The organism is Segatella salivae F0493 (assembly GCF_000477535.1).
Taxonomy (GTDB): Bacteria; Bacteroidota; Bacteroidia; order Bacteroidales; family Bacteroidaceae; genus Prevotella; species Prevotella salivae.
In genome coordinates this window covers 18813-44529 of sequence record NZ_AWGW01000015.1, presented here as the reverse complement: position 1 = coordinate 44529, position 25717 = coordinate 18813, and the positions used below count along the sequence as shown (strand labels likewise).

Sequence of the window (25717 nt, the reverse complement as noted above, 5' to 3'; positions counted from 1 at the left end):
TCCCCTATAATAGAATATTATTTATTCAATGCTTCCATCTCTTTGGTACGGCTGTCTGCTGCACCATAGAGGCTGTAATATACGGCATAGAGAGGATAACTCCAGTTTGCCTTCTCACGATTTGGGTCAAGGCTGCGTGCCTGCTCAAGGTAACCCTCACTCTCTTTGTAGAGTTTCTGCTGCTCAGCTTTGCTTACTCCGTCTTTAGCAGCTTGTGCATTGAGGCAGAATCCAAGGTATGTGAGAACGATAACATTCTTTCCATCCTTTGCAATTGACTTCTTGTAACACTCTACAGCCTCTGCAGGCTTATTAGCATTCATCTCAATTTGGCCTTTCAACGCCCATGCTAAGGCATTTGTTGGGTCTACTGCGAGCTTGTCATTCAACAGTTTATCCTGCTCACTTGTCATCTTCAGACTACCACAAAGCGTTACAAGATTAGAGAAAATCTGTTCGTTGTTAGCATCCTTTGCATAGAGATCTCTCAGCGTATTTACATACTTCACAGAGTCTTCCTTAGTCTTAAGGCCCTGTTGCATGATATAAAGCTTCAAGTTTAGCGCGTCTTTATAAGCTGCAGTGTCTTTCATTGCAACATCAATATACTTGTTTGCGCGATCCATATCTTTTGCCTGGAAAGCGTAAACACCAGCAACGCGTGCAACTTCTCCTAAGTAAGTATCAGGAGTTTTGCTCTTATCGATGCTCTCGAACAATGGATTTTCAGCACTTTCTACATACATACCGAAGAACTTCAAGGCTTCAGGCTGATTGTTTTGTTGGCCTGCAGCCTGTCCAGCGTTAATCAAATTAGGACGCAAACCATAAAGACGATTGGCATTGTTGCTTTCGAATCTTGGTTTCACCTTGCCCTTTTCATTCGGCTTCTGGTCGTATTCGTTACAGAGAATTGCATCATTAATAGCATCATAAACTGCTTTGTTGAAACCTAAAGTGTCATAAGCAGTCTCCTTACCTTGACCAAACTGCTTGGCCATCTGATTTGCGGTAATGGTCGCTTGCTCTTTAGATACTTTCTCCATTGCAAGATCTACAAGCTTATTATAAGCCTTTGCTTTCTCTGCATCATTAGCAAGTTGGTTGAGGTTTGCCTTTACCAACTCTTGTGCTTCAGCATAAGTCTTTGCCTTAAGTATGGCTTTTAAAGCCTCACTGTCACCTGCAAAAGCTGCTGATGTGGTAAGCAGCATCATTGCTGCAATCATTAACTTTTTCATATTACGTTTGTTATTAAAAGGTTTATCATTCTTCATTATCATCGTCTTCGAAGTCAACGAGTGGCTCATCTTCGGCATCACTGTTGGTTTCAGACAAAGAATCTTTCTTTATTTCCTCTGTCTTGTTGGCCCATTGCGCACGACTTTCTTCTTCAACAGTAGCCTCAAGTTCTGAACTCATGACTTTACAAACACTGGCAATGACATCATTTTTCTTTGCAAGATTTATCAAACGAACACCTTGTGTAGCGCGTCCCATCACACGAACGTCAGCAACAGCCAAACGAATCACTACGCCACTCTTGTTGATAATCATTAAATCGTTTTCATCTGTAACGTTCTTAATGCTCACAAGTCGGCCCGTCTTCTCTGTAATGGCTAAGGTCTTAACACCTTTTCCACCACGGTTTGTGACACGATAGTCTTCAACCTGGCTACGTTTTCCATAGCCTTGTTCGCTGACAACCATAACACTTTCGCTCTCAGCTTCGTTGACTGTCACCATGCCTACAACTTCATCGTCGCCTCCATCGAGTCGCATACCACGAACACCCGTAGCGGTTCGTCCCATGGTTCGGATGGTATTCTCATTGAATCTCACAGCTCGTCCGTTGCGGTTTGCCATGATAAGTTCGTTTGATCCGTTAGTCAAGCGCACGTCAACCACCTCATCTCCGTCCACAATATTGATAGCAATCACGCCGTTAGCACGTGGCCTACTATATGCTTCGAGACTTGTTTTCTTCACTGTTCCGTTCTTGGTTGCGAAGATAACATAATGAGAATTATTAAATGATTCGTCTGTTAATGTGGTCAAACGAAGTATTGCATTGATGGCATCATCACTCTCAATGTTGAGCATATTCTGTATTGCTCGGCCCTTACTATTACGATCTCCCTCTGGAATTTCAAAGCACTTGAGCCAGTAACAGCGTCCTTTCTTCGTAAAGAAGAGCATCGTTTGATGCATTGTTGCAGGATAAATAAACTCCGTGAAGTCTTGTTCGCGGTGACGTGCAGCCTTAGCTCCCACTCCACCTCGAGCCTGTTCGCGGAACTCACTCAGCGGTGTGCGCTTGATATATCCCATGTGACTCACAGTGATTACCACTGGATCATTTGGATAGAAGTCTTCAGGATTGAACTCTTCGCTTGAATATTTGATTTCTGTGCGACGCTCGTCACCATATTTCTCTTTTACTTCGTTGAGCTCATCCTTCATCACCTTCTTGCAAAGTTCTGGGTCATCAAGAATCTGTTGCAAATAAGCAATCTGGCGTTCCAACTCTTCATACTCTGCATGCAATTGGTCCATACGCAGTCCGGTCAGCTGACTCAAACGCATATCTACAATGGCCTTACTCTGCAATTCGTCAAGATTGAAGCGCTGCTCCAAGTTCCGTTGTGCATCGGCAGGAGTCTTACTTGCTCGGATAATGTGTACAACCTCATCGATGTTATCACAAGCGATGATTAAGCCTTCAAGGATATGAGCACGCTCTTGCGCCTTCTTCAAATCGTATTTTGTGCGTCGAATAGTCACATCATGACGATGTTCAACAAAGTATTTCACACATTCTTTCAGGCTCAACAGCCGTGGACGGCCTTTTACAAGCGCGATGTTGTTTACAGAGAAAGAGCTTTGCAAAGCGGTCATCTTGAAGAGTTTGTTCAAGATAACATTTGCATTTGCATCACGCTTCACATCTATCACAATGCGCATTCCCTGTCGACCAGACTCATCATTGGCGTTGCTGATACCATCAATGCGACCTTCTTTCACCAGGTCTGCAATGTTTTCAATCAACAATTGCTTGTTAACCCCATAAGGAATCTCGGTAACAACAATTTTGTCATGGCTTTCGCCGCTTTCGATTTCGGCTTTAGCACGCATCACGATACGCCCTCTACCGGTCTCGTAAGCCTGGCGCACTCCCTGTATACCATAAATATATGCACCCGTTGGGAAGTCTGGTGCCTTGATATACTGCATCAAGCCATCAAGGTCTATGTCGGGATTGTCAATATAAGCACAACATCCTTCGATAACTTCGCTAAGGTTGTGGGTCGGCATATTCGTAGCCATACCAACGGCAATACCATTACCTCCGTTTACAAGAAGATTCGGAATCTTTGTCGGCATGACGCTCGGTTCGACAAGGGTATCATCGAAGTTGTTCGTCATGTCTACGGTATCTTTCTCCAGGTCGTCCATGATGTGCTCACCCATCTTGCTTAGTCGACACTCCGTATAACGCATGGCAGCTGGTGAGTCGCCATCGATTGAGCCGAAGTTTCCCTGACCGTCAACAAGCGTATAACGCATATTCCAGTCCTGCCCCATGCGAACAAGCGCACCATACACTGATGAATCGCCGTGAGGATGGTATTTACCCAACACCTCACCTACAACGCGTGCACACTTCTTATAAGGTTTATCACTGGTATTGCCGATTCCCAGCATACCATAAAGAATACGACGATGCACAGGCTTAAAACCATCTCTAACATCTGGAAGCGCACGAGCCACGATAACTGACATCGAATAATCGATGTAAGAGGACTTCATTTCTTCCTCAATGTTGATTCTTAAAATCCTGTCATTGTCAATTGTTTGATTTTCGTCCATTGATGTAATTGATCGTTATTATTAGCTGTTTGCTATAAAACAAAAGTAAAACAAAAATGCCTCAAAGGGCGTTTATTTTCGTTCTAAGCGATTTTCTACCTTTTTTCAAGGGTGCTAATTTACTACTTTTTTTTGATAACCAAGTCGACTGAAGCCTTAAAATCGAATAAATTACGATTTATTGACGAAAGAAATTCATAATTTGTGTCCAGAATTTCAGCAGAAGAAATTAAAACCATGAATGAATCCACCATGACGAATGTTGCAACGACGCAACGCCGTAGGTGTTATGTCGGCGTTTCCATGAATGAATCCACCATGGTGAATGTTACAACCACGCAATGCCATAGATATTATATCGGCATTTCCATGAATGAATCCATAATTGCGAATGTTGCAACGATGCAACGCCGTAGGTTTTATGCCAATATTTTAATGAATGAATCCACCATGACGAATGTTATAACCACGCAACGCCGTAGGTGTTGTTCTTTTGATAGCCCAGGGTTGGCGAGCATAGCGAGCTACCCTGGGGAAGCATTCGCAAGGAGATTCAACGCCATAGGTGTTGAGCTTTTTTAAGAAAACATGATTATAGCGAGGGGATTCATGGCGGATTAATTAAAAAAGCGCAACACCGATGGCGTTGTTCTCCACAAACCATACCCTAACCCAGGGTAGCCTGCACTATCGTTTGGCAACCCTGGGCTATCAAAAGCAGAACCCCGATGGGGTTCGTCAATTTGCAAACATCCTTTGCGCCGCTCCTCCTTTTGACAAGAGATGAAATTAAAAAAGCGCAACGCCATAGATATTATGTCGGCATTTCCATGAATGAATCCATAATTGCGAATGTTGCAACGATGCAACGCCGTAGGTGTTGTCTTTTGATAGCCCAGGGTTGGCGAGGAACAAGCCTACCCTGGGTAAGCGTTCGCAAGGAGATTCAACGCCATAGGTGTTGAGCTTTTTCCGAGAAAACATGGGGATAGCGAGGGGGATTCATGGCGGATTAATTAAAAAAGCGCAACGCCTACGGCGTTGTGTTCCACTTAACGCATTAACCCAGGGTAGCCTGCACTATCGTTTGGCAACCCTGGGCTATCAAAAGCAGAACCCCTATGGGGTTCGTCGTCCTCATGAACTTCCTCTGCGCCGCTCTTCCTTTTGAAATGGCTATCAAAAGCAGAAGGCGATGGGGTTTGTCAATTTGCAAACATCCTTTGCGTCGCTCTTCCTTTTGAAATGGCTATCAAAAGTGGAAGTCCCGATGGGGTTCGTCTATTCTGCAAACATCCTCTGCCGGCACTCCCTCTCCTTGGAGAGGGGTTGGGGGTGAGGCTTTAATGCTTCGGCTTTATTCCAAACTCGGTATTTTCCTTTGGTTCAGCCTTCTTTTCCACATTTTCCACCAAGCTTAGCGAGCCATCTTTGCCCATGACCACCCAAATTGTGGCGGGCTTGCCATCAGCGCCCTTGCGGTCTTTTATGGCAAGTTCATATTGGCGTTTCATGCCTGCGCCCTTGCCTTTACCCGTGTAGGTGAGGGCGCCTTCGTCATAGCCAGCCTTTTCTGCGAAGGCCGGAATGGCCGCTTTGAGCTTTTCTTCGCGTTCTTTCACAGCCGGCGACGGCTTTTTCTGCGCCGCACTCTGTTTGTGAGCTGTTTTGAAGTGGTCTACCTCCTGATTGATTTGATCCACCAAACGCTCTATCGGGCTGCGGTCGTCTTCGGTTGCTGCAAGCAGATAACTGGCCTCAATATAGCGGCAAACCACAGCAAAGACGGCATCGGTCATCGCGCGCACCTCTTTCAAGGCAGGCAGTTTCTCATCTACGGCCTTCACTTGGCGCTCATTGTAGATGGTTTGAAACTTTTCGTTCACGGCCTTTAACTCTGCCATGACGGGCGCAAGACTCAAGGCGGTCATCTCGGCCGAAAAACGCTCCAAATCTTTCAGCAACCCACGTACTTCGGCCGTCTCGGCATCAGCCGCCTTACCCTGAATGCCCAAATAAACCGCAAGGGCCTTGTTAAGCTTTCGAGCAGCCTCGGCCACAGCCTGAACAGGCGATTTCTGTTGCACACGGATAACGCCAAAGAGGTTGGTCAACAGCGTGTCGCGCTGGCGGTCGAGCGCGGTCATTTGCTCAGCATGCAAGGTGGCATTTGCAACCTTGTTGAGTTCGGTTTCCATGTCGATGCAATCGGCCCAACTCTTCAACAACTCGTCGGTGAGGTGCAACTTCAGTTTGTCGACAGCTTTCACGAGTGCATGCACGTTGAACATGAATTGCAGGTGGTGAGAATTGCTGTAATGAGTACTTAGGCTGGTTTTCACCAAGGCCATTTTAGGAATTGTAATTTTAAATTTTTCCATAGTAATAAATTTTTATTGATATTTTATATTAGTGACTATTGGTCACTTTTTTCTTTAATTCTTTTATCCGAAAATCGTTTTTTAGTGTTAGAACCATCGTATCTCGCATGAAAAATTGATTTTTGGTGTTAGAACCATCGTATCTGGCATGGAAATTCGATTTTTGGCATTAGAACCGCCGTATCTGGCACTAAATTTCGATTTTTGGTGTTAGAACCGCCGTATCTGGCACTAAATTTTGATTTTTGGTGTTAGAACTATCGTATCTGGCACTAAATTTTGATTTTTGGCATTAGAATCATACATTTTCTTGTATTTTTGCCCCCACGTAGCCCTTATATAGGCTACCTTGGGGGCATATTCTTAGAGAGGGTTTATGATTTACTCTTTTTTCAATATATATTATTGCATAGTTTGCTCTTTTCTAAAAATATACAAAAGGATGAACAAGCCCTGCTCCAGTTCCAAGGCGAACAAATATATCATACCCCCACCCAACTTTCGTAGGGGTAAAACCAATATAACCAGCCGTTCCTCCATGCACGGTACCACTTACAGGATATTGATCATCCATAGAAAATGTTCCACCAGCCTGTGTAAAGGCGCTTGCCAACTTTGCTGTATTTAACGGCGTTGTACTATTCACAGCAAAACAAGGGTGTAATTCTCCCGTATAAGTTGGTATATTAAAATCTGATGGCATTTTAGACTTATCAAGTTCACCATATTTCACCAATAAACGTGTCCATTGACCAGAACTTGCTAAAAACCATTTTCCCACATTACTTCCTGTAACTTGTATCCCAGGATTATAATGAGCAGCCAGATAATAAGCATAGCCATAAGTTTCATATGGTGCGCTTTTTATGTCCGCCGGTGGAACTGTAGGAGTGGGACCTGGATAATAACAATAATTCGTTGTATAGGTTATTTCATATCCCTGCATATTATTAATTGTACCATCGTCTCCTCCGATTCCTACGTTATAATATCCGAAACCAGGTGTTCCACGTTGTCCAGCATCCTTCAACGCGACCGCCATACCTTTTTCGGTAGCAGTTTTTTCATTTATGACAAGGGCTATCGGCTCACGTGTTCCGACCTCTTTATCGCCAAGATAGCCCACTGTTCCATCCTGATAAAGGTATAGAGGGTCCTTAGTCTTCATCGTCACTTTCACGAGATAGGTGTGATTGCGCTCTAATGGAGTTTTGATATTAATGCCACGTTGATTAATTTTTCCATGAAAAGAACCATAGAAAACATAGTTTATCTTGTTCGCAGGGATATTTTCCCCTTCAGCTAAAGCGATATATGTGTGTTGGCTGTTGATAACCTCGAAAGGCTCGACAATGGATGAAAAGGGCTTATTCCCTACGTGCTTAAATTTGTCAAGAGTGTCCCAGGTATATGCTGTCGTGCCGAGCTCTCTGCTTGTTAATTGTCCCTTCTTATCTAAATGCATTGTAGAAAGATCTCCGCCAGGCACAGAGAAATACGTAGTTGACCCCTCAAGCATCTCTGCATAGGCTGTATATGTAGTAATTTGTGCACGAAAGCGCGCGGCTAAATGCTTCATGTGGAACGTTACCGTTTCAACGCCTCCGGAGAGTGTCTTCGTAACGGTGCCTATCATGGGATAAGTCTTCATGTAATCAGATACTTCTAATCCCGTAGGGGTTTTCTTAACCTCATCATTATGGCATACGAAAGTATATGTGCCCGGGGCTAAACGTATTCTTTTGTTTGCATCTGGAACGAATTTCCCGCTTGCCACAGTCCCCGACAGTTCGTCGGCAACACGGTTGCCTGCAGCATCAACGGCATATATCGTGTAATGTCCCTCGCTCATTGCTGCACGTGTCTTTGCGGGCAGTGGCTCTTCTTTGTCGGGCTCAACAGAGACTTCGGCGACAAGACCATCCCCCATGTCAACAGTGTCACGATATAATACTTGTGCAGCACGAGTAGGCTTTTCGGCCTCGAAAGTCTCTTCATTGATCGTGATGTTGAGTTTATGTCCATTCAATGTAACTTCATTTTCAGAATTCGCAATGTCATCGTTTGCGCAGGCGCTGAACGCTAAAAGCGCGGAGAGACTGAACGCCGCCCATGAATAAAACTTATAATCCATAACCATTCTTTTTAATTATCAATAAATATCAAATTCTTCGTCTGCAATCACTTCTTCATTTCCCCATTCTTCCTCAGAAGATTGCGAATAAGCGTGAGTTACAGATGTTTTTTGCAATAAATACTCCGTACAAACAGGAATAATCAGACTAATTGGGGGTGTATACACCCGCTTTGTACCCTTTTCCATTTTGTTTAATTAATTATCATCTAGTTATCTTGCTTAGAGTGTCCACTTATTCATAAAAGGCGGACAACAAGAAAAAATGAAAAGTTAAAGGTAGATACAAACTTTCTGAGAATGCTTTATATAAAGGCTTTGAGAAAGCTACGAAGTAGATTTATGAGTAATTCATACTGCATGATTATACCAACATTCACTGCAAAAAGACAATAAAATATTTGTTTGTTTCGCTTAAAAAGTCTAATTTTGCAGGCGTTTGCAAGGTTTTTGTCCACCTTTTATGAATAGGTGGACAATTTTATTTAATACCCTTCGATTTGCTTCAGCCACCATTTTAAGGTCTATCTCATGGATATAATTGAGCGTGGTCTTCGAGGAAGAATGTCCCAAAGCTTGCGAGATGATAGACAACGCCACATTGTTTTCATAGGCGAGCGAAGCCCAAGTGTGGCGCGCAACATAAGAAGAGAGCGGAAAGCCGAGTTTTATCTTTTCGCCCAGCGCATGGAGTGCACGATTGTATTGGCGCAGGAAGCTGTCATATTTCATGCAGGACAAGATGGGGAATATATACTTGTTGTCGGGCTTTCCCCATCGGTCGATAATCGCTTGCATGCAGGGTTCAAGTTTCACCATCACTTTTCGATGCGTTTTCTGCCGTTGATAATGAATGAAGCCATGTTTGATTTGAGTCCACTTCAAATGCGCCATGTCTATCGGTGGCATTCCCATGGCATAGCAAGAAAAGAGGAAGAGATCGCGCGCAAAGGCTTGAAAAGACCTGTCTTTCACATGGAGTTCACGCAGTTGTTGCAGTTGGATAGGTTTTAAAGCCACCTTCACCACCTTGTTGTTGCGCGTTTGAACCTTTTCAAAGGGCTTTATGTCTTTCACCAAGCGCCGTTTCACCGCTTTATTATATAACGCGCGAAGTGAACGGAGATAGCAAGTGGTTGTGTTGGCACTGATTGCCCGTTGCTGCAACCATTGTTGATAACGCACAATCTCAGCCTGCGTGATTGTTGAAAATAACACATCATCCTTTGCCTTGAACATGAGAAAAGAACACACGGCCGTTTGATAATTCAATTGCGTGGCCTTAGAAACACCTTTTGAGATAATGGAAACACCCTGCCTTAGACTTGTAACAGCACATTTCCTCCTTTGCTTTGAGTTATGTTTCCATGGAAATAAGAAATTAAAGATCTTCATTTTTTGAGATAAAGGTAATAAGGATTAATCGCAAAATGAATAGACAAAATATTGAACTTCGTTTCGATATTATGATTAACGCTTGAGGTTCGAGTAGTTTATCCTTGGAAAGTAAGGCTAAGAAATAAAAAAATATTTCAAATTTATGTTTAAAGCACTCTACTTAATCTTTTCTTTTTATTATTTTTGTAACTCCATTAAGTTATAAAAGAATAATGAACAAAAGATCCTTATTGCTTGTCTTTGCATTTCTATTGGCACTACTACCGGCAAATGCGGTGCTGAAAGAAGAGAATTTGGAAAGCACACTATCCATACTCCGTACCGAACTCACCAATTATCGTGCTGAGCTCGATCGTCAATCGGGTTACCTGAGAGATCAGCAAACAGCTATCAGAGACAAGCTGTTTAGCATCATGGGACAAAGCAATCAGAATGCATTAATGCTCTATTCGCAGAAGCCAGAATATGTGTTTGACTTGGCCTATGCTTGCCATGAGGCTACAGAACAATATGCAGACTTCCAACAAAACGTGCAACCTTTCCGTTCGCTCATTGCACAAAACAAAGCAGAGATTGCTCGATACGACTACTTGATAAACTCGCTTAGCACAATGAACGTGAGTACGCTAAGCAAGAAGGCTCAGATAGACAAGAGTGTATGCCTGACGTTGGCTGTGAATATCAGACACACGCTGAGCGACAACAGTCAGCAATTCAAAGATTATATTGGTTATTATCAGGAAATTGAAGACCAGTTGAAAACGCTCAACGATTATGCCAATAAGAGATATAAGAACATCCAAGAGAACATATTTAGAAACGCAGGTGAAAACTATTTTGATATACTGACCAAGCTGAAGACAAACATTCAGGAAACCAAAGACGAAATAGCCACGAAGTATTTTGAAAAGACAAAGGTGCTATCTCAATGGGATGCATCTTATATCATCGGCCTGTTTATTCTCATTGCCTTCTATGCTGTTATTGCAGGAGCAATCAATATGGTTGTCATTCGTTTCTTAGTGCCGAAACGATTCCGCACACCAGCTTTTGTCAGCCGCCGCACTTGTATTATCATGACAACTTCTGTGATGACATTAGCATTAGTATTGGGCTTGATACGCATTGTGTTTATGGGTCAGAATTTCATTATCATGGCCTGTGGACTACTTGTGGGATATACATGGTTGTTGAGTGTTATCTTGATATCGTTGCTATTGCGTTTAAGTGGCGAACAGATTAAAAGCGGATTCCGCATATATCTGCCATTGATGGCCATGGGCTTTATTGTGATTGCTTTCCGCATCGTTTTAGTGCCCGATAACCTCGTGAACATTTCGCTTTGTCCTATACTTTTAGTGTGTTTGATATGGCAATGGGTGGCCATAAGGCGCAATAACACGAAGATTCCCAAGAGTGATGTCACCTATACTTATATTTCATTGGTGGTGTTTCTCATTTCATTTATCAGCGCATGGATGGGATACACGCTGCTTAGTGTGCAGTTATTGATATGGTGGACGATGCAGTTGACCTGTATTTTGACGATAACTTGTTTGCGTGGTTGGCTGAAGAAATTTGCTGAGAAGCGTGATTATGAACATCAAGGAATAACAAAGACGTGGCTGTTTTATGCGATTTATCAAGTGCTGTTGCCCGTGCTTTCAGTTGCATCTTTCTTACTTGCACTCTATTGGGCAGCTGATGTATTCAACCTAAGCGATAAGATTTGGGAAATCTATCGTGAATCATTCATTAATACGAAATGGTTTAGGGCAAGTATCCTGTCGATTGCTGAGGTTGTGGCGCTATATTTCTTGTTTGCTTATCTCAATCGAACAATAAAAGCTTTGCTTAAGATTTACTTTGAAACCTCTGACAAGAGTACTGCCGCAAGTCGATTTATCATGGCAAAGAATGTTGTGCAGGTTGCCGTTTGGGGCTTCTGGATTATCATTTCTTTAGCGATGTTCCACATTGATAACACCTGGTTGGTTGTCGTATCAGGTGGCTTCTCTACGGGTGTCGGCTTTGCTATGAAAGATATCTTAGAGAATATTTACTACGGCATATCGCTAATGGCTGGGCGAGTTAAGATTGGTGACTACATCGTGTGCGAGGGTACACGTGGGCGTGTGAGTTCAATCAACTATACTTCGACTATCGTTGAAGCGACGGATGGTTCTATCATCGCCTTCCAAAATAGCCAATTGTTTACCAAGAGCTATAAGAACATGACGAAGAATCATGGCTATGAATTAGATATATTGGAGGTTGGCGTAGCTTATGGCAGCGACATCAAGCAAGTGAAGAAGTTGCTTTATGATGCTATCACAGCCTTAAAGATTACTTCAAAGAAGAGAGAAGTAAAGATTGTGTTGAAAGAGTTTGGTGATAATGCCATTACATTAAAGATACTTGTGTGGGTATCTGTCATGACTCAATACGTTGATGATGGCCGAATCATGGAATGTATCTACGAAACATTGAATGCCAATAACATTGAGATTCCATTCCCACAACGTGACATACATATCATTCACCCAAAGCCAGAGCAAGTGGAGAAGATATTAAGTGAGGAAAAAGATGCATAACAGCACGACACCTACACCTTATAAATATATATAAGAAAGTTTGTCATTTTCCTCCTTTTTGTCTACCTTTGCATGGTAAGCAAAATGAAACGAATATGCAACCCATATTTATAGCAGGTCCCTGCGTTATAGAATCGGCAGATTTATTAAATACTGTTGCCGAAGAATTAGTAAGATTAAACCACAAATACGGCATTGATATTATCTTCAAAGCCTCATTTGACAAAGCCAATCGCACGTCAATTCTCTCTTTTCGTGGACCAGGATTAGAGAAAGGATTAAAGATGCTTGCAGATGTAAAGGCCAAATATGGCTTGAAGATATTAACGGATATCCATGAAAGTTACCAAGCCAAAGCAGCAGGAGAAGTTTGTGATGTGTTGCAGATTCCAGCTTTCTTGTGTCGTCAAACAGATCTCTTGATTGCAGCAGCAAAGACAGGAAAGATTGTTAATATAAAGAAAGCACAGTTCTTAAGTGGTGCAGACATGCTCTATCCTGTGGAGAAAGCATTGCAAAGCGGAGCTAAAGAAGTGTGGTTAACAGAACGTGGTAACACTTTTGGATATAACAATCTGGTTGTTGATTTCCGCAATATTCCTGACATGAAAGAAATTGTTCCGACGGTGATTATGGATTGCACGCATAGCGTTCAGCGCCCAGGTGCAGGCAAAGGAAAGACTTCTGGGGATAGGAAATTTGTTCCTTCTATGGCATTAGCAGCTAAAGCTTTTGGTGCAACAGGCTATTTCTTTGAAGTTCATCCCAATCCCGATAAAGGACTAAGTGATGGCCCGAATATGCTGGAACTTGATAAATTAGAGAATTTAATAGGTCAATTATTAAAGTAAATGAATAATACTGATATTGATAACAGATTGGGAATGGTTTGCCAATGGGGCTGTCAAGCCTTGAAAGAAGAGGCACAAGCTATTCTTGATCTTATTCCACAACTCGATGAAAACTTCACAAAGGCTGTCGAAATGATGGCTCATTGTCATGGGAAGATTATCGTAACAGGCGTAGGAAAAAGTGGGAATATAGGTGCAAAGATAGCAGCTACATTAGCATCCACTGGCACTCCAGCTTTCTTTATCAATCCTTTGGACGTGTATCATGGCGACTTAGGGGTCATGACTCCAGATGATGTTGTGTTGGCATTAAGCAACTCTGGCCAGACGGATGAACTTCTTCGATTTATCCCTATGGTGCTACACATGAACATACCGATTATCTCTATGACGGCTAATTCCAATTCACTTTTGGCCAAATATAGTAAAGTTCATATAAAGGTTTATGTCAAGAAGGAAGCTTGTCCACTTAATCTTGCACCGACAAGCAGTACTACAGCAGCTCTCGCTATGGGCGATGCTTTGGCTATTGCACTAATGCAAGTGCGTGATTTCCGTCCACAAGACTTTGCTCAATTCCATCCTGGAGGAGAATTAGGGAAACGACTTCTTACCACGGCAGCAGACGTAATGCGAACCAATGACCTACCTATCATTCCACAAGATATGCACTTAGGGGAAGCCATTATTTGCGTAAGTAAAGGTTTATTGGGATTAGGCGTTTCATTAGGTGATGACAAACGAGTTATTGGATTAATTACAGATGGAGACATCAGACGTGCAATGGAACGATGGCAAGCTAAATTTTTCGACCACACGGTTAGCGATATCATGACTAAGACACCAAAGTTCGTATTGCCAACAACAAAGATTACCGAGATTCAACGCATTATGCATCGTCATAAGATACACACCGTTCTCGTCGTAGATGAAGAGAAACACCTCTTAGGCGTTGTCGATCATTATGCTTGTATGGTCTGAAACAAAAAGGAATAGATTGAAACAACTATTATTATATATTATATTTGGGGTGCTCAGTATTGGGACATGCGTGGCTCAAACGACTGACTCCCTGGTAGCACACGACCTTAAACAATATGGGGTTAAATTCTCTTCTAACAACTCTGTGACTTTACTCACAACGGGACAAGAGAAGTTTGATGATATGTTTAAGGCTATTCAACAAGCCAAGAAAAGTATACATCTCGAATATTTTAATTTTCGCAACGACTCCATAGCAGGTCTTTTATTTCATATTCTGGAACAAAAGGCAAAAGAAGGTGTTGAGGTTCGTGCGCTATTTGATGCCTTCGGTAACTCTTCAAACAATCGTCCTTTGAAAGAGAAACATCTCAAAACCATTCGCGATTCGGGTGTAGAGATTTATAAATTCGACCCTATAACATTCCCTTGGGTCAATCATGTGTTTTCACGAGACCATCGAAAGATTGTTGTTATTGATGGAAGAATAGCTTATACAGGAGGAATGAATGTTGCCGACTATTATATTAAAGGTACGGAAGTTGTCGGTGAATGGCATGATATGCACTGCCGAATTGAGGGAGATGCAGTCAATACTTTACAAGCCATTTTCCTTAAAATTTGGAACAAAGTGTCAAAACAAAATATTCATGGTGAGCAATATTATCATGGAGGGAATAAGGCAGAATATATAAAAGGCTTAAAGGAAGATAGCTGCAAATCAGCATATCACAAGACTGTTGGTATCATAAATCGTGAGCCAAGGACAAGTAATGCTATCATTCGACAATTCTATCTATCTGCAATTAATCGTGCAAAAGACAGCATAAAGATAATAAATCCATATTTTACGCTTAACCATCAACTCAAAAAGGCGTTGAAAAAAGCTGTTCAACGCGGCGTAAAAGTGGAAATCATGCTGAGTACAAAGAGTGATATTCCATTGACTCCAGACTGCGGTTTCTATAATGCACACAAACTGATGAAGGCTGGATGCAACCTTTGGATGTACACACCAGGCTTCCACCATACAAAGATTATAATGGTAGATGGACAAGTTTGTACTGTTGGCAGTGCAAACTTAAATGCCCGAAGCCTTAATTGGGACTACGAAGAAAATGCTGTTATCCTCGATAAATGTACGACACGGCAATTAGACAATTTATTCGATGGCGAGAAGAAAGATTGTTTTTATCTCACCGAAAAGAAGTGGAAAGAATGGCGAACACCTTGGCAAAGAATGCGAGGCTGGCTTAGTCACCTGCTTGCTCCATTCCTCTAATTATCAAAAATATAAATTCTTAAGATATGGAAGAGAACGTTTTACATAACATGCCACATCATCCTATGGGCGAAAAGCCTACAGGAAGACCAAAATTAGCTATCATAGACAATAACATGTTGGCTATGATTGGACTGAAAACCATGTTACAAAATGTCATGCCTATTGCCGATATAGAGACCTTTTGCTCGTTTAATGAGCTTGAGGCAGGTAACCCAGAGAAGTTCATGCACTATTTTGTTGCCATTAAATTTGTGCTTGAAAATCGTAACTTCTTTCTTGAACACAAGTATAAAACAATAGTACTGACAACCTCTTCAAACCCAAATTCACAGCTTTCTGACTTCAAAAGTCTTTGCATAAACACATCAGAAGAACAACTTGTGAAGGCTCTCCTCCAGTTAGAACAATATGGACATGCTGGTGGAAAGAATCTTCCCGTTATGCCCAAAGCATTGAAGACAAAGCTACTTAGCGACAGAGAGATTGAGGTTTTATCTCTCATTGCACAGGGATTTATCAATAAAGAAATTGCAAACCAGCTGAATATAGGACTTACAACCGTTATCAGTCATCGGAAAAACATTGTAGAAAAGCTTGGAATGAAAAGTGTTAGCGCACTTACAATCTATGCCGTCATGCACGGATATGTAGACATCAATAAGATTTAAGATAACAACTTTCTTTATAAAGGTCATAAAAAAAGGATGCATTTGAATGCATCCTTTTTTCTATATAAACTCAAAGTATTATTTTGCATAGGCTATTGAGCGCGTCTCTCTGATAACAGTGATCTTCACTTGACCAGGATATGTCATCTCATTTTGAATCTTCGTAGCAATCTCATCACTGAGCTTGATGCTCTCTTCATCATTCATCTTATCCGCACCTACAATGACACGAAGCTCTCGACCAGCTTGAATTGCATAAGTCTTGGTTACTCCTGGATAACTCATTGCTATTGCCTCAAGGTCATTGAGACGCTTGATATAGGCCTCAACTATCTCTCGACGTGCACCTGGACGAGCACCAGAGATGGCATCACAAACCTGTACTATCGGTGCAAGAAGCGTCGTCATCTCCTCCTCATCATGGTGAGCTGCGATGGCATTACAGATATCTGGTTTCTCCTTATACTTCTCTGCAATCTTCGCTCCATATAAAGCGTGCGGCAATTCGCTTTCTTCGTCTGGCACCTTTCCAATGTCATGAAGCAAGCCTGCACGCTTAGCCTTCTTTGGATTCAAGCCAAGTTCTGACGCCATTACTGCGCAAAGATTGGCTGTTTCGCGTGCATGCTGTAAAAGGTTCTGACCATAACTTGAACGATATTTCATCTTACCGATGATACGAATCAATTCTGGATGCAAGCCATGAATACCCAAATCAATTGCTGTACGCTTACCCGTTTCGATTACTTCATTGTCAAGTTGTTTTTTCACCTTAGCTACAACCTCTTCTATTCGAGCCGGATGTATACGCCCATCTGCTACTAACTGGTGCAATGCCAAACGACAAACTTCACGACGAATTGGGTCGAAAGCGCTAATCACAATAGCCTCAGGAGTGTCATCTACGACGATTTCCACTCCAGTAGCTGCCTCTAAAGCTCGGATGTTTCGACCTTCTCTACCGATAATTCTGCCTTTAACTTCATCGTTATCTATATGGAAAACACTGACCGAATTCTCGATAGCTGTCTCCGTTGCTACACGCTGAATGGTTTGGATTACGATTTTCTTCGCCTGCTGATTTGCATTGAGTTTCGCATCGTCCATAATCTCATTGATGTAACTTGCAGCATCAAGCTTTGCCTGATCTTTCAAGCTTTCAACCAGTCGTTTCTTTGCTTCTTCAGCACTAAGTCCAGAGAGTTCCTCAAGTTTTGCTTGCTCTTGCTTCTGCATTTTCTCAAGTTCTTGCTGCTTCACAGACAACAACTTCTTCTCATTATCAATCCGAACTTGTTCTTGATCAACATCCATCTTGCGACGACCAAGTTCTTCTTGACGCTGATTTAATGTGATTTCACGCTGCTTTAAGCGGTTTTCATTCTGCTGAAACTTCAGGTTTCGTTGCTGTACTTCCTTCTCAAGTTCACTCTTCTTATTTAGGAACTTCTCCTTAACCTCTAAGAGTTTCTTTTCCTTAATGACCTCCGCCTCTTTGCTGGCAGCCTCAATTAAATCATTGTATTTTCCTTTAATAACATAACGGAAAATGGCATATCCAATCGCACATCCAGCCAAAAGGGCCACAATAGCAATTATGATAGTTACTACATTCATTATAATTTAGATTTTGATAATATTCTCGTTCGTTCATTTCAACGCATCCTCGATTTCAGAAGTAAGCTTTCCGAGAATATCCTTAAAAGGCTCTGTATCATTGCGCAAGGCTTCACGCTCATAGCGCAAAGCTATATCTATAAGGGCCATATACAATAAATCTTTATCTCCTTTGCGTCCTTTGAACACATTGGCATAATTATTTACTGTTGTTGTAATAAGCTTTGCAGCGTCCCGATAGAGTTTTTCGTCTTCGCGAACAATGTTCACCGACAACTCCGTATCATAGACATGCAGCTTTATATGCAACTTATCTGTATTCTCATCTGCCATCGCTCTGTTATCTTTCACTCAGTAGCGTTATACATTTATTCACGTCTCTGATGAGCCGTTGCAGTCGTTTCTGAGCACTTTCTAAGTCACCATCAGTTACTTCTAACATCTTAGCCATCTTGAGACTATTGTAATCATTCTGCGCCTGAACAAGCTTTTTGTTGAGCATTTTGATTTGTTCGTCACGCTCATCTACCATAGAATAAAGCTCAATATTCTCTTTCTTCAGCTCTTTATACTGAAGAATCATCTGCCTTACTCGCGTAGAAAACAAATTAAGAGCATGCTCAGTTGCATCCATAAATTTACAATTTGGTTACAAATTTAATTGATTTTATCGGAATAACCAAATTTTAATTTCACATTTTATCACATCCTTATGTACGATATTAGCATCATGTGAAATTCTAAAAAACATGCCGTTCAGCGACCTTATTTCAAACATTATAATGCAATCGCTACAAACATATATCAGTAGCGCAGTGCATTCTATTTTTGTTTTGCATCATTATCAGCCTGACGAGGTTCTTTCTTAGCCAGCATCACGACTTGATAAACAAAGTCGGTAATCCATTTCTGACTGAAGCCTAAACGCTTGTCATACTGCCTTACAGCCATAACTGCTTTAATAACTCCAGGATCTGTATAATCATTCTTTGTGAATAAATCAGACACTGTCTTCTCCGTCATTGTATAGATAGCCTTTTTCATAAAAGAAGGCAGACGCAACTTGAACTTCATTAGATTACCAACGAGCATCATCAAGTCTTGAGAAAAGCCCTGGAACTGAACCATATAAGGTTGTACATCCTGTATTTTCCGACAGTTTTTCCGCATACTTTGATCAATCTCCTTAAAGAAATCGTCTCCTAATCCATACATTTCTCGCATCATCTTTCGACATTGATTCTTCTCACCTAAGCCTAATTTGTTATTCAAAGTAGGTACTCGTAGCGTTGTCTTAAAAGTGCGAAGATCAGGCAACATGCCTAAATTATTGATGCCAAGATTAACTGCAAGTGAAGCCTCAAAATACACACGAATCAGTGTCATGAAGTCTTCCATGCCACCAACTTTAACTTCTGATTCCTTCTTTCCAAACAGTTTAGAAAAAAATGCCATATTGTTTAATATTCTTTGTTATTGAACTTTATTGTTAAAATGCTTTGCAAAGGTACGATATTCTTACCAATAAACCTAATTTTTACATGGAGAATATAGGTAGAATCAATTTAAAACAAACCAACAAACCTGGCATTTCAAAACAACAACTACGTATTCATTTACTCAGATAGTATACAAAATATGGTACTTAAAGATATCTTCCCTGTCATCCCCTACTCCAATTCATAATACATATCTATACAAAACAATCCCAACAACAAATCCATCCAACATACCCAAACATTCCTATTATTGTATATGTTAAATTCTATCATTAGTTTTTACAAAACACTTCACAACATTCTTAAAATTTGATTACACCATCAATATTGTGGAGAATCAGACCAAATTTCATAGGATTGTAACACTATGAATATCAACACAATAGAAAATCAGCATCATTTTGCAGAATAAAATCAATGACAAAATCACCCATATTGAATCATAAAAGAAGCCAAATCATAATTATCCACGCAAGCAAACACAGACTTTCCCAATGTAAAACATCTCATTTAAGCAGACAAAACGACTCACTTTACAGAGTGAATAACATCATATCATATTACAAAGTGACTGCAAGTATAATTCAAGATACCTAAAATTGATATAAAACTCCATTTTTATGGCCTCAGAATTTCTCTTTTATGATTTCGAAAAATGTTAAAAACTATCATCAAACTTTACACAAAAAACAAGATTAACAATCTAAATTAATAACCAAAAGAATATCATTACAAAAATAAAAGAATTAACAAACAAAATGAATATAAATACAAACAAAACAACCCTCTATTTTATTTTCATCGACATAATGATTCTTTTCTAAAATAGAATCCAATGGAAACATTGAATAACACATCGTTTTTGATGAGATAAAGATAATGAATACAAAACTTTAGTACAATTAAAACAAAAAACAGAACAATTGTTTTTTAATTGTGTTTTTTTTATTATATTTGCACGTTACTATACAATATTAGTGATAACGAATTTATATTCAAATAAAAAATAGTGCACGATGAGTCAGAATCTTAGCAGGAACGACTTCGTACGTAGACTGGTAACCCTAAACGATTTTATGATTATCAATATCATTTTCGTTTGTTTCATTCTGCTAATACCAAAGAATGTTCCTTCTTATTTCCATACTGCTACCAAGATAACTCTATTCGCTGCCAACGCAGCGATGGGCGTTGCACAATATTTTTTCCGTACGATTGTCCATGTTCGCAAGATAGATTTCGATAAAATCTTTGTCAGAACACTTCAACTTGTGACTACACATGTGATTCTAACTTATATATTTTTGAGTTTTATTTGCCCTGAAGAAAACTTCTTCCATATATCAGTTCTCTACGGAATCATAAGTTTTTTTGTAGTTATGTTAAGTCGTTTTGCAGAACGTGGGGTATTGAATTATTTCCGACAGAAGGGTTACAATTCACATAAAGTGATTTTCGTGGGACATGATCCAGCACTTATCGGGCTCTACAAGACTATGGCGGGAGACGCTGCAATGGGCTATCACATAAAAGGTTATTATGCAAATAAGGAGATAGAAAATTGTCCGCAAGCACTTCAACACATAGGAACACTTGATGACTTTAACAACATCATACATCATGAAAACCAATCGATTGCAGACGAAATCTTTTGCTGTTTAAGTCATGATTTTAATGATTTTATTGCACAAATCATGAAGTTTTGTGATGCAAGGGTTATTCGTTTCTATTATATTCCACGAATGTTTGGTACCTATCGATTGCGCTTAAAGCCCGAGTTCATGGGCGAAACGCTGCTCTATACCAATCATGTTGAACCGCTTACAATTATGAGTAATCGCATTATTAAGCGGAGTTTTGATATTGCAGTGTCGCTCATCGCCTGCCTTTGTATGCTTCCATTAATCCCTATTATAGCCCTATTGATTAAGATTCAGAGTCCAGGTCCTATCTTCTTCACGCAAATGCGTACGGGATTTGAAGGCAAATCATTTAAGTGTTACAAATTCAGAAGCATGCATGTGAATAAGAATGCAGACACGATGCAAGCCACCTTGGATGACCCTCGCAAATTTGCTTTCGGAAAATTCATGCGTAAAACGAACATCGATGAATTGCCACAGTTTTGGAATGTGCTAAAAGGCGACATGAGTATTGTTGGTCCTCGCCCCCACATGTTGCGTCATACGGAGATATATAGTGACTTGATAGACAAGTACATGGTACGTCATTTCTGCAAACCGGGCATAACAGGTTGGGCACAAGTAACAGGCTATCGTGGCGAGACTAAAGAACTTTGGCAGATGCAGGAGCGTGTAGAACACGACATTTGGTATATTGAACACTGGACATTCTGGCTGGATTTACGAATCATTTTCAAAACAGCTTTCAGCATCATTAAACCAGACAAGCATGCATATTAATAGAAAGAAAGTTATATATATAAAATAGAAAGTTATGAAAGGTATTGTTTTGGCTGGTGGCTCAGGCACGCGTCTGTACCCCATTACAAAGGGCGTCAGTAAACAATTGATTCCTATTTTTGATAAACCGATGATTTACTATCCGATATCTGTATTGATGTTGGCTGGTATTAAAGATATCTTGATTATATCAACTCCTTTTGATTTGCCGGGATTTAAACGCCTATTAGGTGATGGACATGAGCTTGGCGTGAGATTTGAATATGCAGAACAACCTTCGCCTGATGGTCTTGCACAAGCTTTTATCATTGGAGAAAAGTTTATTGGTGACGATGCTGTGAGCTTGGTTCTTGGCGATAATATCTTCCATGGGGCTGGCTTCACGGGATTACTCAAGGAGAGTGTCATTGATGCGGAACAGAAACAACAAGCCAGTGTCTTTGGATATTATGTCAATGATCCACAGCGTTATGGCGTAGCTGAATTTGATTCTCAGGGCAAATGCCTGAGTATAGAAGAAAAACCAGAGCATCCGAAGAGCAATTATGCCGTGGTTGGCTTGTATTTCTACCCCAATAGTGTGGTTGAAATTGCAAAAAACATAAAACCAAGTGCCCGCGGAGAATTAGAGATTACTACGGTCAACCAAGAGTATTTGAAGCGAGACAGCCTGAAAGTAAAACCGCTTCAGCGTGGCTTTGCATGGTTGGACACGGGCACACATGATAGTCTTTCAGAGGCAAGTACATTCATTGAGGTTATAGAAAAGCGTCAAGGATTGAAGATAGCTTGTCTTGAAGAGATTGCTTATCAGCAAGGATGGATTAGCAAAGAGCAACTGATTGAAGATGCAAAACCTATGCTAAAGAATGCTTATGGGCAATATCTCATGGAGGTTATAGACGAGAACCGAATATAAAATATAAAGTAATTAAACGTATTTAGAGATAACACTACACGATTAAATGTAGACATATGGACGATAACAAAGTAAAAACAGCTGAGGTAAATCAGCAAGAAGTAACAAAAACACTCTTTGATCTGAGGGCGATATACACATCGCTCATTTTGAACTGGACATGGTTTGTCGCATCAGCCCTTATCTGTTTGGCATGTGCTTACCTTTATTTAAGGTATACAACACCTGTTTATCAGGCGTATGCAAAACTCTTAATTAAGGAAGAACAGAGTGGAAGAAGAGGGTATTCTATCCAAAATTCCAGTAATCTTGGAGTGATTTCAAATTCTACCGGCATTGATAATGAGATGGAAATTCTTACTTCTCACACGCTGGCACAAAGTGTTGTAAGAGACTTAAAACTATATGTGACTTACACAACAGAAGGCAAATTTAAAGAGGTTTTGCTTTATAAAAACGAGCCGATAAAGATTGATCTTGATCCCGTTAATTTAGAAAAGATCAATAGTCCATTCAACATGCAGCTCACATATAACGATGGAAAGTATCATCTAACAGGTACCTACTCTGTACCAATTGATGATACTCACTCCAAAGGTCCATACACATTGAACAAGACTTTCAATAGATTTCCAACGATTATCTATACAAAGGCTGGTATAATGACCATCACAGAGAATCTTGCTCTCGATGCAGTAAAGATGACTCCCGATGCAAAAATACATATCCTCCTAACGTCTCCAAACATCGCAGCCTATCAATATCAACAGGCTTTAACCGTCTCTCAGACTGCAAAGTCTACAACAATAGCACAACTAACGTTGAGAGATGTGAACCAACAAAGAGCAATAGACTACCTGAAACAACTTTCAATTTGCTATAATCGACAAGCAAATGAGGATAAAAATCAGATTGCTTTGCGTACGGATAAATTCATCAACTCTCGTTTAGAGAAGATAAGTGCAGAATTAGGACTTACAGAGGGACAGCTTGAGAGCTTCAAGAAGCGTAATAATATGGTTGAACTGAAGATGAATGCAGGCAATGCTTTCAGCAACCAAAACGAGTTTAGTCAACGCCTCACGCAAGCAAACACGCAAATAGCTCTATTGAATGAAGTTACAAGCTATCAAAATAAAGCTATCAATCGCTATGAACCGATTCCAGAGAACATTGGACTTTCAGACCAGAGTACTTCTTCGTTAATTACGAAATACAATGAGATTGCCTTAGAAAGAAATCGTCTTCTTCGTAGTGCAAGCGAGAAAAGTCCTATTATTCAACCGCTAACTGCACAACTTGACGATTTAAACAATAGTATTCGTCGGGCTTCAATACAAGCCAAAAAGGGATTAGAGATACAAAGAGATGCTATATTAAATCAATACAACAAGTACAGTGGACAGGTTGGAGAAACGCCAGAACAGGAACGTATTCTAACTCAAATAGGAAGACAACAAGAGGTAAAATCCGGGCTACTTTTAATGTTATTACAGAAGAGAGAAGAGAATTCTATCTCACTTGCAGCAATAGCTGACAAAGGAAAATTAATTGATGAACCTGAATTTGGTGGTAAAGTTAGTCCGAATAACTCAATGATTTATCTTATTGCTCTAATCATTGGACTATCTATTCCTGCTGTTATCATCATTATTTTAGAGTTCTTCCATTATAAGATTGAAGGTAGAAATGATGTACTTAAACTAACAAAACTGCCAATCTTAGGTGATGTTCCTATTGCAAGTGAACAAGCAAAAATGAAAGCAGATATCGTAGTTCATGAGAATAAGAATAACTTAATGGAAGAGATTTTCCGTGGAATGCGAACGAATCTACAGTTTATGCTCAAAGAGAATGAAAAGGTAATAGCATTTACTTCGACAACATCAGGAGAAGGAAAAACGTTTATTGCAGCTAACCTTGCTGTTAGTTTCGCACTTTTAGGAAGGAAAGTTATCCTTGTAGGTCTCGACATTCGTAAACCTCGTTTAGCTGAGTTGTTTGAGATAAAAGATCATCATCATGGCATCACTCGACTATTAACACACAGTCATTCTACGCAAGAAGAGATTAAAGCTCAAATCTTACCATCGGGTGTAAACGAGCGTTTGGATCTGTTAATGTCAGGTCCTATCCCTCCCAACCCATCTGAGTTGTTGGCAAGAGAAAGTCTCGATCACATCATAGATAACCTAAAGGAAATGTATGATTACATCATTATAGATACTGCCCCCGTAGGATTGGTGACAGATACACTACAGGTTTCTCGTATCATTAATGCCACAGTATACCTATGTAGAGCCGATTATACACCTAAAGATAGCTTCATTTTAGTAAATGATTTGGCTACTGAAAAGAAACTCCCAAATATGTCTATCGTCATCAATGGACTTGATATGACGAAGAAAAAGTATGGTTATTACTATGGATATGGCCGATATAGCAAATATGGTAAATATGCTAAATATGGTTATGGCACTTATCATAACGGGGCATACATGGCTAAATCATATAACTCTTATAGCAGTTATGGTTCTTACGACAATGATGATGGAGCATACCGAGATAAAAATGATAATTCGATTAAACAGTAATGAAGATAGCAGTAGATTTTGACGGTACAATTGTTACACATGAATATCCAGCTATAGGAGAAGAGATTCCGTTTGCAATAGATACACTTCGCCAACTTATTGCAGACGGACATCAACTTATCCTATGGAGCGTCAGAGAGGGAAAAACCTTAGATGAAGCAGTTGAATGGTGCAAACAACGTGGTATTGAGTTTTGGGCTATAAACCGAGATTATCCAGAAGAAAGAATTGAAAATAACAATCACTACTCAAGAAAACTTAAAGTAGATATGTTTATTGATGATAGAAATGTAGGAGGTTTACCCGATTGGGGACAGATCTACAGAATGATTCATGATCGGGTTAGCTATTATCATCTTCTAAAAGATCAATTATCTCAAGGATTTCCCCATCATAAACATCATAAAAAACATTGGTGGCAGTTCTAAAAATAAATATTTGTGGAGTCTGGAGAAATCCAGATTCCATTTTTATTAGTTAGCTTAATTCCAACGATCTCAAGT

23 protein-coding genes are annotated in these 25717 nt (G+C 40.3%); 13 read left to right on the top strand and 10 right to left on the bottom strand.

Going from position 1 to position 25717, the window contains the following annotated elements; translation table 11 throughout:
• Nucleotides 1–17: 17 nt before the first annotated feature.
• Nucleotides 18–1241, bottom strand: a complete 1224-nt coding sequence (locus HMPREF9145_RS05225; protein WP_036906725.1) for a tetratricopeptide repeat protein — start codon at nt 1239–1241, stop codon at nt 18–20.
• A gap of 25 nt (nt 1242–1266) precedes the next feature.
• Nucleotides 1267–3870 (bottom strand): DNA gyrase subunit A, encoded by a 2604-nt coding sequence (gene gyrA, locus HMPREF9145_RS05220; protein ID WP_021825296.1) that lies wholly within the window; start codon nt 3868–3870, stop codon nt 1267–1269.
• Between the two features lie 237 nt (nt 3871–4107).
• Between gyrA and HMPREF9145_RS12745 the strand changes: the two genes are divergently transcribed.
• From HMPREF9145_RS12745 to HMPREF9145_RS13420, 4 genes are read left to right on the top strand one after another with little or no spacing between them, the layout of a single operon-like run.
• Nucleotides 4108–4452: a tetrahydrofolate synthase gene (locus tag HMPREF9145_RS12745; protein ID WP_231369756.1), complete on the top strand. Its 345-nt coding sequence runs from the start codon at nt 4108–4110 to the stop codon at nt 4450–4452.
• Between the two features lie 58 nt (nt 4453–4510).
• Nucleotides 4511–4657, top strand: a complete 147-nt coding sequence (locus HMPREF9145_RS13680; protein WP_196809743.1) for a hypothetical protein — start codon at nt 4511–4513, stop codon at nt 4655–4657.
• Between the two features lie 43 nt (nt 4658–4700).
• Nucleotides 4701–4835 (top strand): hypothetical protein, encoded by a 135-nt coding sequence (locus HMPREF9145_RS14105; RefSeq protein ID WP_262502497.1) that lies wholly within the window; start codon nt 4701–4703, stop codon nt 4833–4835.
• Between the two features lie 17 nt (nt 4836–4852).
• Complete coding sequence (locus HMPREF9145_RS13420; protein WP_155945271.1) at nt 4853–5041, top strand: hypothetical protein; 189 nt, start codon at nt 4853–4855, stop codon at nt 5039–5041.
• Nucleotides 5042–5213: 172 nt separating this feature from the next.
• Here the strand turns inward: HMPREF9145_RS13420 and HMPREF9145_RS05210 are convergent, their stop codons facing one another.
• From HMPREF9145_RS05210 to HMPREF9145_RS05200, 4 genes are all read right to left on the bottom strand, one after another.
• Nucleotides 5214–6251, bottom strand: coding sequence for a DUF6261 family protein (locus HMPREF9145_RS05210; RefSeq protein WP_155945270.1), 1038 nt, complete (start codon nt 6249–6251; stop codon nt 5214–5216).
• 424 nt (nt 6252–6675) lie between these two features.
• The gene (locus HMPREF9145_RS05205; protein ID WP_021825280.1) at nt 6676–8385 is read right to left on the bottom strand and encodes a hypothetical protein; all 1710 of its coding nucleotides are present in this window, start codon (nt 8383–8385) and stop codon (nt 6676–6678) included.
• Between the two features lie 18 nt (nt 8386–8403).
• Nucleotides 8404–8574: a hypothetical protein gene (locus HMPREF9145_RS13415; RefSeq protein WP_021825293.1), complete on the bottom strand. Its 171-nt coding sequence runs from the start codon at nt 8572–8574 to the stop codon at nt 8404–8406.
• Nucleotides 8575–8808: 234 nt separating this feature from the next.
• Nucleotides 8809–9780, bottom strand: coding sequence for a tyrosine-type recombinase/integrase (locus tag HMPREF9145_RS05200; protein ID WP_021825341.1), 972 nt, complete (start codon nt 9778–9780; stop codon nt 8809–8811).
• 215 nt (nt 9781–9995) lie between these two features.
• Between HMPREF9145_RS05200 and HMPREF9145_RS05195 the strand changes: the two genes are divergently transcribed.
• The 5 genes from HMPREF9145_RS05195 (at nt 9996) to HMPREF9145_RS05175 (ending at nt 16162) form a co-directional block, all read left to right on the top strand.
• Complete coding sequence (locus tag HMPREF9145_RS05195; RefSeq protein ID WP_021825325.1) at nt 9996–12377, top strand: mechanosensitive ion channel family protein; 2382 nt, start codon at nt 9996–9998, stop codon at nt 12375–12377.
• A gap of 95 nt (nt 12378–12472) precedes the next feature.
• On the top strand, nt 12473–13228 hold the full coding sequence (gene kdsA / locus HMPREF9145_RS05190) for a 3-deoxy-8-phosphooctulonate synthase (protein ID WP_021825294.1): 756 nt from the start codon (nt 12473–12475) through the stop codon (nt 13226–13228).
• Nucleotides 13229–14209: a KpsF/GutQ family sugar-phosphate isomerase gene (locus HMPREF9145_RS05185; protein WP_036906701.1), complete on the top strand. Its 981-nt coding sequence runs from the start codon at nt 13229–13231 to the stop codon at nt 14207–14209.
• A complete protein-coding gene (gene cls / locus HMPREF9145_RS05180; RefSeq protein ID WP_021825342.1) occupies nt 14193–15491 on the top strand; it encodes a cardiolipin synthase in 1299 nt (432 codons plus the stop codon). Before HMPREF9145_RS05185 ends, cls begins: the two co-directional genes overlap by 17 nt.
• A gap of 26 nt (nt 15492–15517) precedes the next feature.
• Nucleotides 15518–16162, top strand: coding sequence for a response regulator transcription factor (locus HMPREF9145_RS05175; RefSeq protein ID WP_021825308.1), 645 nt, complete (start codon nt 15518–15520; stop codon nt 16160–16162).
• A 78-nt stretch (nt 16163–16240) separates the two neighbouring features.
• Here the strand turns inward: HMPREF9145_RS05175 and rny are convergent, their stop codons facing one another.
• The 4 genes from rny to HMPREF9145_RS05155 all read right to left on the bottom strand — a co-directional run bounded on the left by rny (nt 16241) and on the right by HMPREF9145_RS05155 (nt 19234).
• Complete coding sequence (gene rny / locus HMPREF9145_RS05170) at nt 16241–17779, bottom strand: ribonuclease Y (protein WP_007134045.1); 1539 nt, start codon at nt 17777–17779, stop codon at nt 16241–16243.
• A gap of 33 nt (nt 17780–17812) precedes the next feature.
• A complete protein-coding gene (locus HMPREF9145_RS05165) occupies nt 17813–18112 on the bottom strand; it encodes a cell division protein ZapA (protein ID WP_021825286.1) in 300 nt (99 codons plus the stop codon).
• A 7-nt stretch (nt 18113–18119) separates the two neighbouring features.
• On the bottom strand, nt 18120–18413 hold the full coding sequence (locus HMPREF9145_RS05160) for a hypothetical protein (RefSeq protein WP_021825278.1): 294 nt from the start codon (nt 18411–18413) through the stop codon (nt 18120–18122).
• A gap of 188 nt (nt 18414–18601) precedes the next feature.
• Nucleotides 18602–19234 carry a hypothetical protein gene (locus HMPREF9145_RS05155; protein ID WP_021825322.1) on the bottom strand — a complete coding sequence of 211 codons (633 nt, stop codon included), beginning with the start codon at nt 19232–19234 and terminating at the stop codon, nt 18602–18604.
• 1060 nt (nt 19235–20294) lie between these two features.
• Between HMPREF9145_RS05155 and HMPREF9145_RS05150 the strand changes: the two genes are divergently transcribed.
• From HMPREF9145_RS05150 to HMPREF9145_RS05135, 4 genes are read left to right on the top strand one after another with little or no spacing between them, the layout of a single operon-like run.
• The gene (locus HMPREF9145_RS05150; RefSeq protein ID WP_052026744.1) at nt 20295–21701 is read left to right on the top strand and encodes an undecaprenyl-phosphate glucose phosphotransferase; all 1407 of its coding nucleotides are present in this window, start codon (nt 20295–20297) and stop codon (nt 21699–21701) included.
• Between the two features lie 34 nt (nt 21702–21735).
• The gene (gene rfbA / locus HMPREF9145_RS05145) at nt 21736–22620 is read left to right on the top strand and encodes a glucose-1-phosphate thymidylyltransferase RfbA (RefSeq protein WP_021825311.1); all 885 of its coding nucleotides are present in this window, start codon (nt 21736–21738) and stop codon (nt 22618–22620) included.
• A gap of 56 nt (nt 22621–22676) precedes the next feature.
• On the top strand, nt 22677–25214 hold the full coding sequence (locus tag HMPREF9145_RS05140; RefSeq protein ID WP_021825344.1) for a GumC family protein: 2538 nt from the start codon (nt 22677–22679) through the stop codon (nt 25212–25214).
• On the top strand, nt 25214–25642 hold the full coding sequence (locus HMPREF9145_RS05135; protein WP_021825336.1) for a BT0820 family HAD-type phosphatase: 429 nt from the start codon (nt 25214–25216) through the stop codon (nt 25640–25642). The genes HMPREF9145_RS05140 and HMPREF9145_RS05135 overlap by 1 nt, the downstream gene beginning before the upstream one ends.
• The last annotated feature ends 75 nt before the right edge of the window (nt 25643–25717 follow it).

What these genes read in the sequence shown, in the direction of transcription:
- HMPREF9145_RS05225 (WP_036906725.1), bottom strand. Translation starts at nt 1,241, where the DNA reads ATGAAAAAGTTAATGATTGCAGCAATGATGCTGCTTACCACATCAGCA.
- gyrA (WP_021825296.1), bottom strand. Translation starts at nt 3,870, where the DNA reads ATGGACGAAAATCAAACAATTGACAATGACAGGATTTTAAGAATCAAC.
- HMPREF9145_RS12745 (WP_231369756.1), top strand. Translation starts at nt 4,108, where the DNA reads ATGAATGAATCCACCATGACGAATGTTGCAACGACGCAACGCCGTAGG.
- HMPREF9145_RS13680 (WP_196809743.1), top strand. Translation starts at nt 4,511, where the DNA reads ATGGCGTTGTTCTCCACAAACCATACCCTAACCCAGGGTAGCCTGCAC.
- HMPREF9145_RS14105 (WP_262502497.1), top strand. Translation starts at nt 4,701, where the DNA reads ATGAATGAATCCATAATTGCGAATGTTGCAACGATGCAACGCCGTAGG.
- HMPREF9145_RS13420 (WP_155945271.1), top strand. Translation starts at nt 4,853, where the DNA reads ATGGGGATAGCGAGGGGGATTCATGGCGGATTAATTAAAAAAGCGCAA.
- HMPREF9145_RS05210 (WP_155945270.1), bottom strand. Translation starts at nt 6,251, where the DNA reads ATGGAAAAATTTAAAATTACAATTCCTAAAATGGCCTTGGTGAAAACC.
- HMPREF9145_RS05205 (WP_021825280.1), bottom strand. Translation starts at nt 8,385, where the DNA reads ATGGATTATAAGTTTTATTCATGGGCGGCGTTCAGTCTCTCCGCGCTT.
- HMPREF9145_RS13415 (WP_021825293.1), bottom strand. Translation starts at nt 8,574, where the DNA reads ATGGAAAAGGGTACAAAGCGGGTGTATACACCCCCAATTAGTCTGATT.
- HMPREF9145_RS05200 (WP_021825341.1), bottom strand. Translation starts at nt 9,780, where the DNA reads ATGAAGATCTTTAATTTCTTATTTCCATGGAAACATAACTCAAAGCAA.
- HMPREF9145_RS05195 (WP_021825325.1), top strand. Translation starts at nt 9,996, where the DNA reads ATGAACAAAAGATCCTTATTGCTTGTCTTTGCATTTCTATTGGCACTA.
- kdsA (WP_021825294.1), top strand. Translation starts at nt 12,473, where the DNA reads ATGCAACCCATATTTATAGCAGGTCCCTGCGTTATAGAATCGGCAGAT.
- HMPREF9145_RS05185 (WP_036906701.1), top strand. Translation starts at nt 13,229, where the DNA reads ATGAATAATACTGATATTGATAACAGATTGGGAATGGTTTGCCAATGG.
- cls (WP_021825342.1), top strand. Translation starts at nt 14,193, where the DNA reads ATGCTTGTATGGTCTGAAACAAAAAGGAATAGATTGAAACAACTATTA.
- HMPREF9145_RS05175 (WP_021825308.1), top strand. Translation starts at nt 15,518, where the DNA reads ATGGAAGAGAACGTTTTACATAACATGCCACATCATCCTATGGGCGAA.
- rny (WP_007134045.1), bottom strand. Translation starts at nt 17,779, where the DNA reads ATGAATGTAGTAACTATCATAATTGCTATTGTGGCCCTTTTGGCTGGA.
- HMPREF9145_RS05165 (WP_021825286.1), bottom strand. Translation starts at nt 18,112, where the DNA reads ATGGCAGATGAGAATACAGATAAGTTGCATATAAAGCTGCATGTCTAT.
- HMPREF9145_RS05160 (WP_021825278.1), bottom strand. Translation starts at nt 18,413, where the DNA reads ATGGATGCAACTGAGCATGCTCTTAATTTGTTTTCTACGCGAGTAAGG.
- HMPREF9145_RS05155 (WP_021825322.1), bottom strand. Translation starts at nt 19,234, where the DNA reads ATGGCATTTTTTTCTAAACTGTTTGGAAAGAAGGAATCAGAAGTTAAA.
- HMPREF9145_RS05150 (WP_052026744.1), top strand. Translation starts at nt 20,295, where the DNA reads ATGAGTCAGAATCTTAGCAGGAACGACTTCGTACGTAGACTGGTAACC.
- rfbA (WP_021825311.1), top strand. Translation starts at nt 21,736, where the DNA reads ATGAAAGGTATTGTTTTGGCTGGTGGCTCAGGCACGCGTCTGTACCCC.
- HMPREF9145_RS05140 (WP_021825344.1), top strand. Translation starts at nt 22,677, where the DNA reads ATGGACGATAACAAAGTAAAAACAGCTGAGGTAAATCAGCAAGAAGTA.
- HMPREF9145_RS05135 (WP_021825336.1), top strand. Translation starts at nt 25,214, where the DNA reads ATGAAGATAGCAGTAGATTTTGACGGTACAATTGTTACACATGAATAT.